Annotated in this window: 14 protein-coding genes and 1 pseudogene; 8 read left to right on the top strand and 7 right to left on the bottom strand. The window is 23.6% G+C overall.

Going from position 1 to position 19,655, the window contains the following annotated elements; translation table 11 throughout:
• Nucleotides 1-14 precede the first annotated feature (14 nt).
• The 4 genes and pseudogenes from lgt to prfB all read right to left on the bottom strand — a co-directional run bounded on the left by lgt (nt 15) and on the right by prfB (nt 4,799).
• Nucleotides 15-850: pseudogene (lgt, locus tag D9V62_RS02235) on the bottom strand (prolipoprotein diacylglyceryl transferase).
• A 46-nt stretch (nt 851-896) separates the two neighbouring features.
• Nucleotides 897-2,144 (bottom strand): diaminopimelate decarboxylase, encoded by a 1,248-nt coding sequence (gene lysA, locus D9V62_RS02230; protein ID WP_158340179.1) that lies wholly within the window; start codon nt 2,142-2,144, stop codon nt 897-899.
• A gap of 39 nt (nt 2,145-2,183) precedes the next feature.
• Nucleotides 2,184-3,692, bottom strand: a complete 1,509-nt coding sequence (gene lysS, locus D9V62_RS02225; protein ID WP_158340178.1) for a lysine--tRNA ligase — start codon at nt 3,690-3,692, stop codon at nt 2,184-2,186.
• A gap of 8 nt (nt 3,693-3,700) precedes the next feature.
• Nucleotides 3,701-4,799 (bottom strand): peptide chain release factor 2 gene (gene prfB, locus D9V62_RS02220; RefSeq protein ID WP_187312787.1). Its coding sequence is split into 2 segments (ribosomal slippage): nt 3,701-4,723 and nt 4,725-4,799, totalling 1,098 coding nucleotides; the frame shifts between segments, so codons are not numbered across the junction.
• Nucleotides 4,800-4,947: 148 nt separating this feature from the next.
• On the opposite strand from prfB, the gene ygfZ reads away from it, so the two are divergent.
• Together ygfZ and gmk are read left to right on the top strand one after the other, a co-directional pair.
• On the top strand, nt 4,948-5,907 hold the full coding sequence (gene ygfZ, locus D9V62_RS02215) for a tRNA-modifying protein YgfZ (protein WP_158340177.1): 960 nt from the start codon (nt 4,948-4,950) through the stop codon (nt 5,905-5,907).
• A gap of 106 nt (nt 5,908-6,013) precedes the next feature.
• Entirely contained in the window at nt 6,014-6,637 is a 624-nt protein-coding gene (gene gmk / locus D9V62_RS02210) for a guanylate kinase (RefSeq protein WP_158340176.1), read from the top strand.
• A gap of 127 nt (nt 6,638-6,764) precedes the next feature.
• Here gmk and typA read toward each other — a convergent pair whose 3' ends face one another.
• Nucleotides 6,765-8,594 carry a translational GTPase TypA gene (typA, locus tag D9V62_RS02205; protein ID WP_158340175.1) on the bottom strand — a complete coding sequence of 610 codons (1,830 nt, stop codon included), beginning with the start codon at nt 8,592-8,594 and terminating at the stop codon, nt 6,765-6,767.
• 168 nt (nt 8,595-8,762) lie between these two features.
• Between typA and yihA the strand changes: the two genes are divergently transcribed.
• Entirely contained in the window at nt 8,763-9,368 is a 606-nt protein-coding gene (yihA, locus tag D9V62_RS02200) for a ribosome biogenesis GTP-binding protein YihA/YsxC (RefSeq protein ID WP_158340174.1), read from the top strand.
• Nucleotides 9,369-9,390: 22 nt separating this feature from the next.
• On the opposite strand, the gene D9V62_RS02195 is transcribed toward yihA, so the two are convergent.
• The gene (locus tag D9V62_RS02195) at nt 9,391-10,266 is read right to left on the bottom strand and encodes a 5'-3' exonuclease (protein WP_158340173.1); all 876 of its coding nucleotides are present in this window, start codon (nt 10,264-10,266) and stop codon (nt 9,391-9,393) included.
• Nucleotides 10,267-10,439: 173 nt separating this feature from the next.
• Nucleotides 10,440-11,069 carry a DsbA family protein gene (locus D9V62_RS02190; protein WP_158340172.1) on the bottom strand — a complete coding sequence of 210 codons (630 nt, stop codon included), beginning with the start codon at nt 11,067-11,069 and terminating at the stop codon, nt 10,440-10,442.
• Between the two features lie 161 nt (nt 11,070-11,230).
• Here D9V62_RS02190 and mutS point away from each other — a divergent pair, with 161 nt between their 5' ends.
• The 5 genes from mutS (at nt 11,231) to cysG (ending at nt 19,655) form a co-directional block, all read left to right on the top strand.
• Nucleotides 11,231-13,639, top strand: a complete 2,409-nt coding sequence (mutS, locus tag D9V62_RS02185) for a DNA mismatch repair protein MutS (RefSeq protein ID WP_158340171.1) — start codon at nt 11,231-11,233, stop codon at nt 13,637-13,639.
• 171 nt (nt 13,640-13,810) lie between these two features.
• Nucleotides 13,811-15,625 (top strand): assimilatory sulfite reductase (NADPH) flavoprotein subunit, encoded by a 1,815-nt coding sequence (locus D9V62_RS02180; RefSeq protein ID WP_158340170.1) that lies wholly within the window; start codon nt 13,811-13,813, stop codon nt 15,623-15,625.
• The gene (gene cysI, locus D9V62_RS02175; protein WP_158340169.1) at nt 15,625-17,328 is read left to right on the top strand and encodes an assimilatory sulfite reductase (NADPH) hemoprotein subunit; all 1,704 of its coding nucleotides are present in this window, start codon (nt 15,625-15,627) and stop codon (nt 17,326-17,328) included. The genes D9V62_RS02180 and cysI overlap by 1 nt, the downstream gene beginning before the upstream one ends.
• 12 nt (nt 17,329-17,340) lie before the next feature.
• Nucleotides 17,341-18,078, top strand: a complete 738-nt coding sequence (locus D9V62_RS02170) for a phosphoadenylyl-sulfate reductase (RefSeq protein ID WP_158340168.1) — start codon at nt 17,341-17,343, stop codon at nt 18,076-18,078.
• Between the two features lie 158 nt (nt 18,079-18,236).
• Nucleotides 18,237-19,655 carry a siroheme synthase CysG gene (gene cysG, locus D9V62_RS02165; protein ID WP_158340167.1) on the top strand — a complete coding sequence of 473 codons (1,419 nt, stop codon included), beginning with the start codon at nt 18,237-18,239 and terminating at the stop codon, nt 19,653-19,655.

The following is a 19,655-nucleotide window of genomic DNA, read 5'->3' as shown; positions in this document are numbered from 1 at the left end:
AACACCTCAAAATTCTATGATTTTGTATAAAAAGATATAAATATAATAATAAGTCCAAATATAATCATTGGAATTGATAATATTTGACCCATTGTAATACAATTTTGAATTAATCCAATTTGAGCATCAGGTTCTCTAAAGATTTCAGCAATAATTCTTAATATTCCATAACTAATCAAAAATACACCGCTATTGCTACCTATAGGTCTGTCTTTTTTATTAAACAAATACATTATTAAAAATAATACAACACCTTCTAAAATGAATTCATAAATTTGAGAAGGATGACGAGGCAATGCTCCATATTTTTCCATAACTGATTGTAATTGAGGATATTTCAATACTAATTCTAAATCTTGATTTTTTGTATTAGAAAAAAGAAAGGCATATGGAAAATTAGGTGCGATGCGTCCATATAATTCTCCATTAATTAAATTTCCTAATCTTCCAGCTCCTAAACCAAAAGGTATAATAGGACTAACAAAATCAGAAATAATTAAAATTTTAATTTTATTTTTTATAGAAAGATAATATATACTAATAATTGCTCCTATTAATCCCCCGTGGAATGACATACCACCTTCCCAAACATGGAATACACATAATATATTTTGAGAAAAATAAGAAAAATTATAAAAAATTATATATCCTATTCTACCTCCAATGCAAGAACCTAAAAAAATAGTATATAAAAACGATTCTAATTGAATTTGATTTTTTTTTTTAATATTTTTTTTCCATAAACAAGAGCAAAGATAAAGCTAATAACATACATTAAACCATACCAATGTGCAGAAAAAGGACCAATAGAAAAAATAATAGGATTAAGCTTTGGAAAATTAATATACATATTTTTTCGTTCTCTTTTTTTTATTAATAATTTTTTAAAAATTGTATTATTCTTCTAAACTTAATAATTCTTTAATTGTTTGTCTTTTTCTTATAACTTTAAAAGTATTGTTTTCTATTAATATTTCTTGAATAAGTGGTCTAGTATTATAATTTGATGACATTGATGCACCATATGCGCCTGTATCATGAAAAATCAAATAATCTCCTATTTTTATAGAAGGTAATTTTCTAGTTTGTATATTTCCACCTTCTTCTTGTGTAAATATATCTCCTGATTCACATAAAGGTCCCCCTATAACTGTATCAATTGTTTTATTTACTTCAATTTCTCTATTGTCTTTTGGTAAAATAGATATATGATGATAACTACCATACATTGTAGGTCGCATTAAATCATTAAATCCTGCATCAACTAAAACAAAATTTTTATTACCCATTTTTTTAATTGTTCTTACTTGAGAGACTAATATTCCTGATTCTGCAACTAAAAATCTTCCTGGTTCAATTTCTAATTGAATTGGTTTGTTTAAAAACTGAGAAATTTTTTTTCTTGCCTCATCCCATAAAGTAAAATATTTGTTTATATTAATAGGTTTTTCATCAAATTTATAAGGAATTGGTAGCCCACCTCCTGCAGAAATAAATTTTATTTTTTTATTTATTTGAACTACACTTTCTACCATAGCATGACAAACTTTTTTTAAATGCTCATAGTTTACACCTGAACCAATATGCATATGTAAACCTATTAATTTTAACTTATATTTTTTTATAATAGGTAGAGCTAAACGTGGATCCCAAATTCCATGTTTACTATTCTCTCCTCCAGTATTTGTTTTTTTACTGTGTCCATATCCAAATTTAGGATTAATTCTCAACCAAACATGATGACCTGAAGAAATACTTCCTAATTGTTTTAACATATCTAATGATCCTGCGTTTACTGGAATATTGTATTCAATAATTTTAGATAATGTTTCTTCATCAAATAAATCTGCAGTAAAAATAATTTCATTACTATTTTTTTTAAATCCAGCAAATAAAGCTCGCTCTATTTCTCCTAGTGATACAGCATCGACTTTTAAATTATTTTTTTTCATTAATTTTAAAATATGAGTATTAGAACAAGCTTTTTGAGCAAATCTAATAATATCAAATTGTTTTAATAATTTAATTTTGTTACGAATTATATTTGCATCATAAACCCAAAATGGAGATTGATATTTTTTTGTCAGTAATTGAATATTTTTAATATTAAGATTACTTGTAGTTGTATTAATTAATTCCGGCATTCTTTTTCCTAATTTATTGATGTAAAATTTATGTAAATTTTATTTTAGAGATGGACGCAAAGTTGGAAATAAAATTACTTCTCGAATACTTTTTTGATTAGTTAATATCATAATTAATCGATCAATTCCAATTCCTAATCCTGAAGTAGGAGGTAGTCCGTATTTTAATGCTTCTATATAATCTGCATCATAAAATATATTTTTATTTTCTTCTTTTTCTGTTATTTTTATTTGATTTAAAAATCTAGTTTTTTGATCTTCTGCATCATTTAATTCTGAAAATCCATTTCCTATTTCATATCCTGCAATAAATAATTCAAATCTATCAGTAATATTAGAATTTATATTATTACGTCTAGCTAGTGGAGATACTTCTACTGGATATTCAGTAATAAAAGTTGGCTGAATTAAGTTTTTTTCTACTGTTTTTTCGAAAATTTCATTTTCTATTTCACCTATTTTCCATTCTTTATTTATTTCTATACCGATATGATTTGCAAATTTTTTAATTGCTTTTAAACTATTTAAATCAGAAGTGGAAATATCAGAATTAAACTTTAAAATAGCTTCTTTCATTGTTAATCGAGAAAACGGTGTTTCAAAGTTTAGATAATGTGTTTTATATTTAATTGTATTAGTAGAAAATAAACAATTTATTATATTTTTTAGTAATTTTTCCGTGAAATTCATCATATATTGATAATCAGAATAAGCAATATATGCTTCCATCATAGTAAATTCAGGGTTATGTCTTGTAGAAACCCCTTCATTTCTAAAATTTCTATTCAATTCGAAAATACGTTCAAATCCACCAATTATTAATTTTTTTAAATACAATTCCGGTGCTATTCTCAAATACATTGTTTTATGAATTTCATTATGATAAGTTACAAAAGGACGTGCAGAAGCACCTCCAGGAATATTTTGTAACATAGGAGTTTCTACTTCTAAAAATTTATTTGCTATCATAAATTTTCGAATTAATTGAATGATATTTGAACGATTTTTAAATATACTGTACAATTTATTATTACTAATTAAATCTAAATATCTTTGTCTATAACGTTTTTCTTGATTAGATAATCCATGAAATTTATCTGGAAGAGATCTTAAGGATTTATTAAGTATCATAATATTTTGAACATAAATAGATAATTCTTTTGTTTGTGTTTTAAATAAATAACCATCCACACCTAAAATATCTCCAATATCCCATTTTTTAAAATGATCATAATAAAATTCAGATGTAATTGATTTTTCTGTTATGTATACTTGTATTTGCCCTTCTATATCTTGCAATATAAAAAAAGAGGCTTTTCCCATAATTCTTCTTTGTATCATTCTTCCAGCAATAGAAACGTGGATATTTATTATTTTAAGCTCATTATTTGTTTTTTCTCCGTATAATTTATGAATTGTAATAGTATTTATAGTTTTTTTAAAATTATTTGGAAAAGAAAATCCATTTTTTTTCATATCAATTAATTTTTTTTTTCTTATTTTTTTTTCGTTACCTATGTTATTAGGTATGTTTTTTTCTTTTAACATTTTAACCTCTATAATCCTAATATTAAGCTTTTTTCGATAAAATCATCTAAATCACCATTTAATATAGATTGTACATCATGTTTTTCTATTCCAGTTCTAAGATCTTTAATTTTAGAATGATCTAATATATAAGAACGTATTTGATTGCCCCAACTAATATCTGATTTATTACTTTCTATTATTTTTTGTTCTTTTCTTTTTTTTTGAATTTGTAACTCATATAATTTTGATTTCATTTGTTTAATGGCTTGCTCTTTGTTTTTGTGTTGAGACCTATTACTTTGACATTGAGTAACAAGATTAGTCGGAATATGAGTAATTCGAACTGCAGATTCAGTTCTATTTACATGTTGACCTCCTGCTCCAGAAGCTCTATAAACATCTATTCTCAAATCTGATGCAAAAATTTCAATATTAATATTTTCTTCTATATCCGGATATATAAAAACCGAACTAAATGAGGTATGTCTTCTTTTACCTGAATCAAATGGACTCTTTCTAATAAGACGGTGAATTCCTGTTTCAGTTCTTAGCCATCCAAAAGCATATTCCCCAAATACTTGGACGGTAGCAGATTTAATACCAACTATTTCACCAGTGGATTCTTCAATAATTTCTGTTTTAAATCCTTTTTTATCAGACCACTTTAAATACATTTTTAATAATATTTTTGACCAATCTTGAGCTTCTGTACCACCAGATCCAGCTTGTATATCAATATAACAATTACAATTATCATTTTTTTTTGAAAACATTCGATAAAATTCAAGTTTTTTAATTTTTTCTTCTATTTTTTTTATTTCTATCATAATATCTTTTATTACTGTATTATCTTTTGTTTCTTGAGCTAATTCTAAAAAAATATCTATTTCTTGTAGTTTTTTTTCAATATAATTAATATTATCAACTATTATATTTAATGAGTTTTTTTCTTTATTTAGTTTATATACATATTCATTTGTTTTCCATGTTTCAGGTGTTAACAATTCTAAATCGATTTCTGAAATTCTTAATTTTTTTGTATGGTAGTCAAAGATACCTCTTCAAATTATTTTTTCGATTGTTTAATATTTCAATTTGATTATTTATTATATTAATATCTAGCATAATTTTATTATTCTTCTAAAAATTGATTTAAACAATAATTTACAAAATATTTTAAATATAGAAATTAATTTATTTTTTATTATATATTTAATCTTATAAATTTATTTATTTTTTACTTAATATATTTTACCTATATTTAGGAGAAATAATGTCGTTTTTTAATTTTTTAAAAAATACTATTTATTCATCAATTCAATTACCTTTAACATTGATGTTTCTTGAAAAATGGTCTGTTATTTATATATACGGTCCTGATAGTAAAAAATTTCTTCAAAATCAATTAACAATTGATATGAACTGTCTAGAAAAAAAGCAACATAAAATAGGTGCTCATTGTAATTTAAACGGAAAAGTACATAGTACTATGTTAGTATTTCATTATGAAAAAGGATATGCTTGTATTATAAAAAAAAGTTTATCTAGTTCACAAATAAAAGAATTTAAAAAATATTCTATTTTTTTAAAAGTTCAAATCTATCAATTAGATGATATTGTATTATTAGGAATATCTGGAAAAGATTCAAAATTATTTTTATTAAAACAATTTATAAAGATACCAGATTCTAATACCCCAGTTTTTTCTGATAAAGAAATAACTATACTTTGGTTTTCAAATCCATGTGAACGATTTTTATTAGTTCTTTCTTTAAAAAATTTTTTATTATTTAAAAAAAAAATTAATGAAAAAATTATATTAAATAATAGTAAACAATGGATATTGTTAGATATGGAGGCGGGATATCCAATTATTGGAAAAACTATGTCTCAAAAATTTTTACCGCAATCTATTAATTTAGATAAAATACAAGCTATAAATTTTAATAAAGGATGTTATTATGGCCAAGAAACAATAGCTCGAGTTTTTTATAACAATTCAAATAAACACGCGTTATATTTATTATCTAGTACAGGAAATATAAATCCTAAAATTGGTGCAATTATTAAAATAAAAAAATTAAATACATGGTTAAGAATTGGTTTTTTATTAGCAATTGTTCATGTATGTTCTAATCAAATATGGATACAAGCAGTACTAAAAAAATCTGTAAATATTAAAGATATTTTTAGAATTAGCGGATTTAAAACAATTTTTTTAATTAAAAGTTAATATTTTTAAATATTTTTATTTTATAAAAATTTTATAATATATATAATGTTTTTAATATTAATTAAAACATTTATTAAAAATTTAGAATATACTTTATTAAAACATCATGTCACAAGGTATTCTTTTTATTATTTCAGCTCCAAGTGGAACAGGAAAATCAAGTTTAATTCAAGGATTATTAAAAACACAATGTTTATATAACATTCAAGTTTCTATATCTCATACGACTAGAATTATGAGACCTGGTGAATCTCATGGAAAGCATTATTATTTTATATCAAAAAAAGAATTTAGAGTAATGATTCAACAAGAATCTTTTTTAGAATATGCAAAAGTATTTAATAATTATTATGGAACTTCACGTAAATTTATTGAAAAAATGTTACTATCTGGAATTGATGTTTTTCTTGATATTGATTGGCAAGGTGCTAATCAAATTAGATATAAAATACCTAATACGAAAAGTATTTTTTTATTACCGCCATCTAAAGATATATTATATAAAAGATTGCGAGAAAGAGGTCAAGATAGTGATACAGTAATTTCAAAAAGAATGGAAAAAGCTGTAGATGAGATGAATCATTATTCAGAGTATGATTATTTGATTATTAATGATAATTTTGAAAAATCTATAAATGATTTAAAAACTATTATTATAGCTGAACATTTATGTTTGTTACATCAAAAAAAGAAACATAACATATTAATTTCTCAATTATTAAATAGTTAATTTTATAAAATGTTAAGGATTTAAAAAATAATTTTTAGATTATTTTTATTTTAAAATTATTTATATAATTCTATTGATGAAATAGAATTATATAATTAATAAAACTTTTAAAGTTTAATATTTGTAATTAATTAATTAAATGATTTTTATTTCTATTTGATTGTTTTCTTTGGCTTTCTTTTAAATATCGTTTACGTAAACGTATTGAACTAGGTGTAATTTCTACTAACTCATCATCATTAATAAAAGATAGTGCTTCTTCTAGGGTAAATTTTTTATAAGTTGTTAAAATTATAGCTTCATCCGTTCCTGAAGCTCTCATATTAGTTAGTTTTTTACCGGTTAAGCAATTTACAGTTAAATCATTAGATCGATTGTGTAGTCCTATTATTTGCCCTTCATATACTTTAGTTCCATGTCCTAAAAATAGTCGTCCTCTTTCTTGTAAGTTAAACAAAGCAAATCCTACTGCCGTGCCTTTTCCATTAGAAATTAAAACACCATTTTTTCTTTGTCCAACATTATTTTTTTGATTTTTTTCATAATGACTGAAAGACATATGACATATTCCTGTTCCCGAAGTTATACTCATAAATTCGGAACGAAATCCTATTAGTGCTCTACTTGATAAAATATATTCAAGACGTACCCGTTGATTTTGATCAATAAACATATTTTTTAATTCACCTTTTCTCTCTCCTATGAATTTCATAATATTTCCTTGATGTTTTTCTTCAATATCTAAAGTTAAATATTCAAAAGGCTCTTTTATAATACCATCGATTTCTCTAAAAATAATTTTTGGACGAGATACTTCTAACTCAAACCCTTCTCGACGCATATTTTCAATTAATATAGATAAATGTAATTCACCTCGTCCAGAGACAGAAAAAATATTAGAATCTTGTGTTTCTTTTATTTGTAAAGCAACATTATGCATGGTTTCTTTTTTTAATCTTTCTAATATTTGACGTGATGTAATATATTTTCCTTCTTGTCCAGAAAAAGGAGATGTATTAACTGAAAAAAACATATTTACTGTAGGTTGATCGATATGTAATATCGGTAGAGGTTTTAAATTTTCTGGGTGACAAATTGTATCAAAAATATTTAATTTACTAATACCTGTTATAGCGATTATATCTCCAGCTTCTCCTTTCTCTACTTCTATTCGTTTTATACCAAAATAATTTAATACTTTATTTATTTTTCCATTTTTATAATGACCTAGGTGATCAATAACAGTTACTAATTCGTTGTTTTTTATACTTCCTTGTTTAACTCGACCAACACCTATTAGTCCTAAATAGTTATCGTAATCAAGTTGTGAAATTTGCATTTGAAATTTTTCTTTAGGATTTACATTAGGAGCAGGTACATATTTAATAATTGCTTCATATAGTGGTGTCATATTTTTTTCTAATTGAAGATAATTAACACCAGAACTTCCGAAAAGCGCAGAAGTATATATAATAGGAAAGTCAAGTTGCGTATCATTAGCATCAAGATTAACAAACAAATCAAATACTTGATCTACAACCCAATCAGGACGAGCATTTTTTCGATCAATTTTATTAATTACTACAATAGGATTAAGACCATATTTAAAAGCTTTTTTAGTAACAAAACGTGTTTGTGGCATTGGTCCATCTAATGCATCTACTACTAATAAAACCGAGTCTACCATTGACATTACTCGTTCTACTTCACCGCCAAAATCAGCATGACCAGGTGTATCTACAATATTGATTTTATATTGGTTCCATTTTATAGAAGTATTCTTAGATAATATTGTGATACCTCTTTCTTTTTCTAAATCATTAGAATCCATAATGCGTTCAGTTTTTTCTTCATGTTTTTTAAAAGTACCTGATTGTTGCAATAATTGATCTACTAATGTTGTTTTTCCATGATCAACATGTGCTATAATAGCAATATTTCTTATATTTTGATGCATTTTTGTTCCTTTAAAAAGTTCATTTTTTAATATATAGATATGATTTAGATTATTTTGATAAATTTTTAGAAAAGATTAAATTTTGAGGATTGTTTTTTATACTTAATAATAAAAAAATATATTTTTAGTATTTTAATAAATTTTAATTTTAAAAGTTAAGGTTAACTCTTGAGTATTATAAATTATAATAAAACTTTTTTTTTAAAAAGTGCTGCTAACTTATCTGATATAAATATTGAACATGGAATTGAAATTGCTTTTATTGGATATTCAAATTCAGGAAAATCTAGTGCTATTAATTCTTTAACTAATCAAAAAAAACTAGCTAGGTGTAGTAAAACTCCTGGTTGTACTCAGTTAATTAACTTTTTTCATGTTACTTCTAATTTTAGAATAGTTGATCTACCTGGTTATGGTTATGCCAAATGTCCAATATCAATAAAATTAAAATGGGAAAACTTAATAGATAGTTATCTAAAAAAAAGGAAACTCTTAAAAGGTTTAGTTTTTTTAATGGATATTAGAAACCCTTTAAAAGTTTACGATCAAAATATTATTAATATAGCTCTAGATCAGAATATACCTACCTTTATACTATTAACTAAATGTGACAAGCTTACATTAAGCCAGCAAAAAATTCAATTTCAAATTGTATATAAAAAGTTAAAATTTTTTTCAAAAGAATTTAATATAGAGTTGTTTTCTTCATTTAAAAAAATAGGTATTAAAAAATTACAATCTCAACTAAATACTTGGTATAAAGAGTATCGATGATTTGTTAAATAAAATTAATTATTTATAAGTTTCTTTTTTGATGTACATTATACGTTTTAATCATATTCGATAATTTTTGAAAACATACTGTTTTTAAAATAATATCATTAGCATTTATATAGATAGGAATATCTAAATTAATTTTTGCTAATTTATATGAAAGAAAAGCAGTATCTTTATGGATTTTTAATTGATTTGAAACATTTTTAGCATTTCTTAAAGATAAAAATTGTATTTGTTCTATATTGTCATAAATATTTTGAATATTTGAGAATTTTTGCAATAAACATAACGCGGTTTTTATACCTATTTTAGGAACACCTGGAATATTATCAGACTTATCTCCCATAAGAGCTAAAAGATCAATAAATTCTTGAGGATTAATTCCATATTTTTTTTGTATTGTTATAGGAGTAATAATTTCATTATTGCTTGTATTTAATATGCTAATATTATTTGTTAAAAGTTGTATCATATCTTTATCATGACTAACAATTAATACTTTTTCTCCAGATTGTTCAACTTTATGTGCAAAACTTCCAATAATATCGTCTGCTTCTATCCCGGGAATACTTAAAGTTTTAATTCCAATCTCTTTTAATATATGAAAAAGAGGTTGTATTTGAATGTAAAGTTCATTAGGCATTTTCGGTCTGTTACTTTTATATGCAGTGAATATTTTATTTCTAAAAGTTTTTTGAGATGAATCAAATATAATAATAATTTTTTTTGAATTATAATATTTTAATAAAATATTTTTTATTGTTTTTAATATACCATATATTGCTCCATATGGATTTTCTTGATCGTTTTTAAAATATTGAAAAGTAAAATATGATCGATATAAATATAAAGTTCCATCTACTATAATGACTGGTTTTGTTTTTATATAATACATTTTTTATCTTATAGTTATTAAGAATGATATAAAATTATAATATGTATTATAAAATAATTTTATTAAAAAATATTTTTATAATGAAATTTATTTTATAATTTTTTTAAAAAATAAGATTTGTAAATATATTTTATATTTGTATTACATACACAATTATATAATTTTAATTTTTATTATTTTTTTAATAATAAAAACCTAACTAGTTGTATATATTTTGTTGAAAAATTTTTTTTAAATAATTCTTCTAATGTAGAATATTCAATGATATATTTTCCATTTACTAACATAGTAGGAACATAATTTAATTGTATTTTGTTTATATCATTGTTGTTTTTTTGAATTAATATGTGTATAAAAAAGCTATTCCAAAATTGATTATATTTTTCTACACTGATTCCTGTTTTTTTTATAAATATTTTTTTAATATTATTAATATTATTGATTGTATGTGTTTCTTGAATTCCTTTAAAAATAGGCATTATTATTTTTTCTTCAACTCCCATTTGTTCAGCTATTATCCATGTTTTTGTTAAAATTTTTCCAAATTCTCCTCCTAAAAAACTAACGTGATAAGTTTTTATACTGATATTTTTATCTATTTTTTTTCGTATCAAATTTCTAATATCATACGTCTTTTCCAGTTTATAGCAATATGGGCAAAGAAAAGAAAAAAATCTCATTATTTTAGGAGTATTATAAACATATTTTTTTTGTATATTATATTCTTTTGTGTTAGTAAATTCTAAAGCTAAGGTAGTATAAGAAAAAAACAGACCACATAAAAAAATTAATATTTTTTTCATTTTTAATCCAAATGTACTTTTTTAATTCTTAGAAAAATAAATATTATTTAAAATAATTTATTTCAAAAAAATATTTTTATATAATGTTAAATAGTTTAACTTAAATTTTTTTTTTAAATCAAGATTGATTTCAAATAATTTTAATACTAATTAAATATCAAATGATAAAAAATAATTTTATTCTCGAAAATAATACTCATACTCCAATGATAAAACAGTATTTATCTATAAAATCCAATTATCCTAATATGTTGTTATTTTATCAAATGGGTGATTTTTATGAATTGTTTTATGATGACGCAAAACGTATTTCTAAACTTTTAAAAATTACGTTAACACAAAAAGGATACTCAAATAAAAATATTATACCGATGGCTGGAATTCCTTGTCATACTTCAGAATATTATCTTTCTAAACTTGTTAAATTAGGAGAATCTATTGCAATATGTGATCAAATTAAAAATGAATATTATAAAAATAAATTAATTCACCGTAAAGTTGTTCGTGTAATTACTCCTGGTACTATTACAGAAGAAATTTTTCTAGAAGAAAATCAAGATAATTTTATTGCATCAATTTGGAAAGAAAAGAATAAATTTGGATATGCTATTTTAGATCTGTCTTTAGGTTTTTTTGGTGTTTCTGAATATTTTTCTATAAATTCTTTACTTTCAGAAATTGATCGTACAAATCCTAAAGAATTACTATATCCTGATAATTTTGAAGATATTCAATTAATTTCAAAAAGAAATTGTATACGTAATCGTCCTATATCAGATTTTGATTTAGATACTTCATATAAATTATTAAATTTGCAATTTAAAACTTGCACTTTAGACGGATTTGGTATTAAAAAAAATCATTTTGTTATACGTCCTGCTGGTTGTTTATTACAATATATTAAATTAATGCATATAAATTTTTTACCTCATATTAGAGAAATAAAATTTAATTATATAGAAGATGATATTGCTATTAACTCTAGCACTCGTAAAAGTCTTGAAATTATCGAAAATATATCAGGTGAAGCTAATTACACTTTATTTTCTGTCTTAAATAGAACAATGACTGCTATGGGTGGAAGATTATTAAATAGATGGTTGAGATCTCCATTAAAAAATTTTAATTTGATTAAAAATCGTCATAAAATGATTAAATTTATTCAGCCATATTATCAGAAAATACAAGTTATTCTACGTCAAGTTAGTGACTTAGAAAGAATATGTTCAAGATTAGCTTTACGAACTGCTTTACCCCGAGATTTTATACGTCTTCGATCAACATTATCAATACTTCCTGATTTACAAATAATATTAAAAAAAAATAGTTGTACAAATATAAAAAAAATAGGTATTAATATTGGAAATTTTAATACAATAAAAATATTGTTAAAAAAATCTATTAATTTAAAAGTTCCTGCTTCTATACGAGATGGAGGCGTAATAGCATCTAATTATAATCAAGAACTTGATAATTTAAGACTTTTAAAAGAAAATTCACAAAAATATTTACAAGATTTTGAAATAAAAGAGAAAAAAAAATTAATGATTGAATCATTAAAAATTGGTTATAATAATGTTATTGGATATTATATTCAAGTAAGTAAACGTCACGCTGAATTAGTTCCAAAATACTATATAAAAATACAAACTTTAAAAAATATAGAACGTTATCATATTCCATTGTTAAAAGAGTATGAAGAGAAAGTTATTCATGCAAAGTTTCAATCTTTGCTTTTAGAAAAAAAATTATATTTAGAATTATTTGATATTATAGATCCATTTTTAGCTAAACTTAAAAATAGTGCTTTAGCATTATCTGAGTTAGATGTGTTATCAAATTTATCTGAACGTGCTATATCTTTAAATTATGTATGTCCTAAAATGACCAAAAAATATGGTATTTCTTTATTAGATAGTCGTCATCCTGTTGTTGAACATTATTCAAGTAATTCATTTATAAGTAACTCTTTATTACTGTCTGAAAAAAAGCGAATGCTACTTATTACTGGTCCTAATATGGGTGGTAAAAGCACTTATATGAGACAAGTAGCTATTATTGTTATTATGGCATGTATAGGTAGCTTTGTACCAGCAAAGTACGCACGTATTGGTCCAGTTGATAAAATTTTTACACGTATTGGTGCTGCAGACGATTTAGCGAATGGATGTTCAACATTTATGATGGAAATGACAGAAATATCTAATATTTTACATAATGCAACTTCTTATAGTTTAGTGCTAATAGATGAATTAGGTAGAGGTACATCTACTAATGATGGATTGTCTTTAGCTTGGTCATGTTCTGATTATCTTATTTCTACAAACAAATCTATGGTTTTATTTTCAACTCATTTTATTGAACTTACAAAACTAGAAATATTATATAAATATATAAAAAATATTTATTTTAATGCAATTGAATATGAAGATAATATAGTTTTTTTATATAAAGTTAAAAATGGAGTATCAAAGAAAAGTTATGGTATATCAGTAGCTTCATTATCTGGAATTCCTAATATCGTAATAAAAAATGCAAAATTAAAATTGATTGAATTAGAAAGTAAATAAATTTTTATTTAAACATTTTAATATATTTAAAATATATAGAAACAATATAATTTCATTTTAAATAATAAAATTTTGATTTTTTATTAGTAGATAAAAATTAATAATTTCTGTAAATTATACCAGATTAGTTACATTTAATTTTAATTTAATGAAATTTAGGTATTTAGTATAATGAAGAATGAAAATCCTTTTGATTCCATGTTTCCATTAAGATTAGAGCAAATAGAGTTTTTAAAAAATTTTGAAAAAAACTGCTCTAATCTTCAATTTGCTTGGCTTTCAGGCTATTTTTGGCATTTAGCTAATCAAAATTCTTCGAATGATAACATAGAAAAAAATATATTATTTTCAAAGAAAAAAAAAATAGTTAATAATATAATTACAATTATATCAGCTTCTCAAACTGGTAATGCTCGATTACTTTCAGAACGTCTTAACAAATATTTAAATGATCATAATAAAAAAACTTGTTTAATTAATGCAGCTGATTATAATTTTAAAAAAATACAAAATGAAAAAATTTTAATATTAATAATTTCTACGCAAGGCGAAGGTGAACCTCCTGAAGAAGCGTTATCCTTATATAAATTTATTATGTCAAAAAGAGCTCCTAAATTATCTAATCTTCAGTATAGTATATTTTCCTTAGGAGATAGTTCTTATAATTTATTTTGTAAAGCTGGAAAAGATTTTGATAAAAGATTTAATGAATTAGGTGGTAAAAAATTACTTGATCGATTCGATTCTGATATTGAGTATGAAGATGACTATATTAAATGGTCTAAAGAACTATTAGTTTTAATTGATAAGATAGATATATCTGTTTTTCCTGATATTTCTTCAAAAAAAAAAATTTTTTGTAATGAAATAAATACATATACAAAATATAATCCTGCTATAGCAACTATATTAACTAATCAAAAAATAACTGGTCGAAATTCAACTAAAGATATTCGTCATATTGAATTAAACATTAATAATCTCAATCTTAAATATACGCCTGGTGATGCATTAGGAGTATGGTATCAAAATAATGATAATTTAATAAAACAAATAATAACATTACTATCTATCGATATATCTGATGTAATTAATATTAAAAATAAAAATATAAATATTTTTGATGCTTTAAAAAATCATTTTGAATTAACTAATAATACTAAGAAAATTGTAAAGCAATATGCTCAAATTACGCAAAATAAATTTTTAAAAGAAATAATATTATATGATAAAGAATTAGAAAATTATGTAAAAAAAACCCCCTTAATTCATATGATTAATGAGTATCCTCAAAAGATTTCTTCTCAACAATTTGTTAATATTCTTCGTCCTTTAAATCCTAGATTATATTCAATTTCTTCATCACAAGCTGAAACTAATGATGAAATTCATATTACAGTTAGTGTAGTACAAAAAATTATATCTGGTTGTTTACATTTAGGTGGAGCTTCAGGTTATTTATCAGAATTATTAAAAATTGATGATCCAGTAAAAATTTTTATTGAAAAAAATAATAATTTTCGATTACCTCAAAATACAAAAACACCAATTATTATGATTGGTTCTGGAACTGGAATAGCTCCATATCGAGCATTTATACAACAACGCGATAACGATTCTTCCACTGGTAAAAATTGGATTTTTTTTGGAAATCCTAATTTTACTGAAGATTTTCTATATCAAATAGAATGGCAAAAATACTTAAAGAGAGGGATTCTTAATAAAATGACTTTAGCATGGTCAAGAGATCAAAAAGAAAAAATATATATACAAAATAGAATAAAAGAACATGGTGAAGAAATATGGGATTGGATAGAAAATAATGCTTATATATACATTTGTGGAAATGCTTCTAAAATGGCAAAAGATGTTGAAAAAGAACTACTATATATTATCAGCCAAAACGGCAAAATGAGTATAGAAAATGCAAATGAATTTTTAAATAATTTACGTTTAAATAAACGTTATCAAAGAGATGTATATTAATGATAAAAAATTTAAAAAAATTACCTTTAACTCTTACTAAAGAAGAACATATTAAAGAAAATAGTAATTATCTTCGAGGAACTATTACTAATGATTTAAAAAACAAAATTACTAATGGTTTTACCGGAGATAATTTTTCACTAATTCGATTTCATGGCATGTATCAACAAGATGATCGAGATCTTCGTGTAGAACGTAACCAACAGAAATTAGAACCTCGTTATGCTATGATGTTACGTTGTAGATTACCTGGTGGAATTATATCATCTAAACAATGGGTAAAAATTGATGCATTTGCTAGTAAAAATACATTATATGGAACTATTAGACTAACTAATCGTCAAACTTTTCAATTACATGGTATTTTAAAAAAACAACTAAAAAATATTCATCAAATATTACATAAATTGGGTTTAGATTCATTAGGTACAGCTAATGATGTTAATAGAAATGTACTTTGTACATCTGATCCTATGCAATCTCAAATCCATCAAGAATGTTATGAATGGGCTAAAAAAATTTCTGATTACTTATTACCTCAAACAAAAGCATACGCAGAAATTTGGTTGGATCAAAAAAAAGTTTTGAGTACTGATAATGAACCTATTCTTGGAAAATCATATTTACCAAGAAAATTTAAAACAACAGTAGTTATACCTCCTCATAATGATGTAGATTTATACGCAAACGATATGAATTTTATAGCTATCATAGAAAATAATATAATTGTAGGTTTTAATGTATTAATAGGAGGAGGATTATCAATTACTCATGGGAATAAACAGACTTGGCCTTTTCTTGCTCTAGAGTTAGGTTATATTACGATTGATAAAACTTTATCTGTTGCTAAGTCTATAGTTACAACGCAACGAGATTGGGGGAATAGAACAAATCGTAAAAATGCAAAAACTAGATATACTATAGAAAAAGTAGGATTAGATATATTTAAAAAAGAAGTTGAAAAAAGAGCAAATATAACTTTTGAACCAATTCGTTTTTATTCTTTTACTACTAGAGGCGATACAATAGGATGGAAAAAAGATATTAATAATCATTGGAGTTTAACAATATTTATACAAAATGGACGTATATGTGATAATAATCATCAATTATTAAAATCAGGATTATTACAAATTGCTAATGTTCATCCAGGAAATTTTAAATTAACATCTAATCAAAATATTATTATTTCAGAAATATCAAATGAAAATAAAAATAAAATTGAACAAATTGCCAAATCTTATAAATTAATTACAAAAATTAGTAAATTACGTGAAAATTCTATGGCATGTGTTTCTTTTCCTACATGTCCTCTAGCAATGGCGGAAGCAGAACGTATGTTTTCTTTTTTTATTACTAAAGTAGAAAACATCATGTTAAAATATAATATGGAAAAAGAAATAATTGTTTTGCGTATTTCTGGATGTCCTAATGGTTGTGGAAGATCATTATTAGCTGAAATTGGTTTAATTGGAAAATCTATAGATAGATATAATTTATATATAGGTGGAAATAGAATAGGTAGTAGAATTCCAAAAATATATAAAGAAAACATTACTGAAAAAGAAATTTTATTGCATTTAAAATTTTTAATAAAAAATTGGTCAATTTATCGCAAAGAAAATGAAGATTTTGGTGATTTTGTTATTAGAAAAAAAATTGTTAAAGAAGTAATAAATCCTATTCATGATTTTTGGAATTAATAGTGAGAAAAAATGTTTAATGTTGATTATAAAAATATAAATTTGCTAGATTTTGAAAAAAAAAAAGAATTTTTACATGAATGCAATATATTAATGTCGAAATATTCTGCAGAAGAACGTATATCTTGGGCATTAAAAAAATTACCTGGAACACATATAATGTCATCTAGCTTTGGCATTCAATCAGTTGTATTATTGCATCTTGTAGTCCAACAAAAACCTGATATTCCCATTATATTAATTGATACAGGGTATTTATTTCCTCAAACATATCGTTTTATTGATACAATGAAAAAAAAATTAAATTTAAATTTAAAAGTTTTTCGATCAAGTATTTCGCCAGCATGGCAAGAATCAAGATATGGAAAATTATGGGAACAAGGAATAAAAGGAATTGATTTATATAATCAAATTAATAAAATAGAACCAATGAATTTAGCTTTAAAAGAATTGTCAGTAAAAACATGGTTATCAGGATTACGTCACCAACAGTCTAATAGTAGAAAGAATTTACCGTATGTTGCCATTCAAAAAGGCGTATTTAAAATTCTTCCAATTCTGAATTGGTCCAATGACACAATTTATAAATATATAAAAAATTATAATTTAGATAATCATCCTTTGTTGAAAGATGGTTATATATCTGTAGGAGATATACATACTACAAAAAAATATACTCCTGGTATGCTTGAAGAAGAAACACGATTTTTTGGTTTAAAACGTGAATGTGGATTACATGATGATAAATAATAAAATTTATAATATTTAAATTTTTACATTAATATTTCAAATACTTGTATTAAGTGTTTATGAAATATTAATGTTTATATTAAATTAAATATTTTATCTATTTTATATATTTATTTTTTAAAATTTATATAAATTTATTATATTCTTATAGGTTTAATATGGATTATCTGCCTATTTTTTTAGATCTAAAATATAAAAATGTACTAGTAGTAGGTGCTGGTGATATTGCTTTAAATAAAATTAAATTATTATTACGTTCAAATGCTCTGATTAGTGTTATTTCAAAAAATATGTGTTCAGAAATTAGATGTTTATTAGTTCAAAAAAAAATATTTTGGATTGCTCGAGAGTTTAAAACATCTTATTTAAAAAATTTTTTTTTAGTGATAGCAGCTACTAGTAATTCTGAATTAAATAAAAAAATTTTTCAAAAATGTAATAAATTTAAAATATTAATCAATGTAGTTGATGATCAATCAAAATGTTCTTTTATTTTTCCCTCTATTATCGATCGCTCTCCTATAGTAATAGCTATATCTTCAGGTGGAAAAGCACCAGTTTTACTTCGTTTATTACGTGAAAAAATCGAATCAATACTTCCAATGAGATTAGGTAATATTGCAAAAATTGCTGGAGATTGGAGATCGATAATCAAAAAACGTTTTTCTAATTTATTAGAAAGAAAACATTTTTGGGAAAAATTATTTAATAGTGTATTCGTGCAATATATTATTAATGGAAAAGAAAAAAAAGCTATTTCTACTTTAAAAAATATGATTGAAAAACCTAATAAATTAACAGGAGAAATTATTTTAGTTGGAGCTGGACCTGGAAATAGTGATTTATTAACTTTAAGAGCTTTACAAGTAATGCAAGAAGCAGATGTAGTTTTATATGATAATTTAGTTTCTCAAGATATATTAGAACTCATTCGTAGAGACGCAAAATGTATTTATGTTGGAAAACGTGCCGGTATTAAAAGTATTACTCAACTAAAAATTATAAAATTACTAATTTTTTTAGCTAAACAAGGTAAAAAAGTAGTTCGTTTAAAAGGAGGTGATTCTTTTATATTTGGTCGAGGAGGCGAAGAATTAGAAGCTGCAAAAAATGCAAATATTAACATTCAAGTTGTTCCTGGAATTACAGCTGGAATTGGTGTTGCTGCTTACTCTGGTATACCATTAACGCATCGTGATTATGCTCAAGGAGTAATATTTATTACTGGTTATCAATGTATTAATAATTTTACAAACAATTGGTCTATCTTATCTAATTCTAATTATACTATAGTAGTATATATGGGAAGTTTAAAAGCTTTAGAAATTTCTAAACAACTTATTTTTCATGGTCGTTTAAAATCAACTCCAATAGCAATTATTAGTCAAGGTACTACTATAAATCAAAAAGTTATTATAGGACGTTTAGATGAACTTGATAAAATATTTAGACTTGCTATAAGTCCATCTTTACTAATTATTGGACAAGTAGTTTTATTACATAAAAAGTTAGAATGGTTTAAAAATTCTACTTATTTTAATAATAGTAAAACTATTTCTTCTATAATAAATATGTAG

Source organism: Buchnera aphidicola (Aphis helianthi), from assembly GCF_005083845.1.
Lineage (GTDB): Bacteria > Pseudomonadota > Gammaproteobacteria > Enterobacterales > Enterobacteriaceae > Buchnera > Buchnera aphidicola_AW.
The sequence above is the reverse complement of the archived record's forward strand: the minus strand, read 5'-3'. Positions and strand labels throughout refer to the sequence as shown.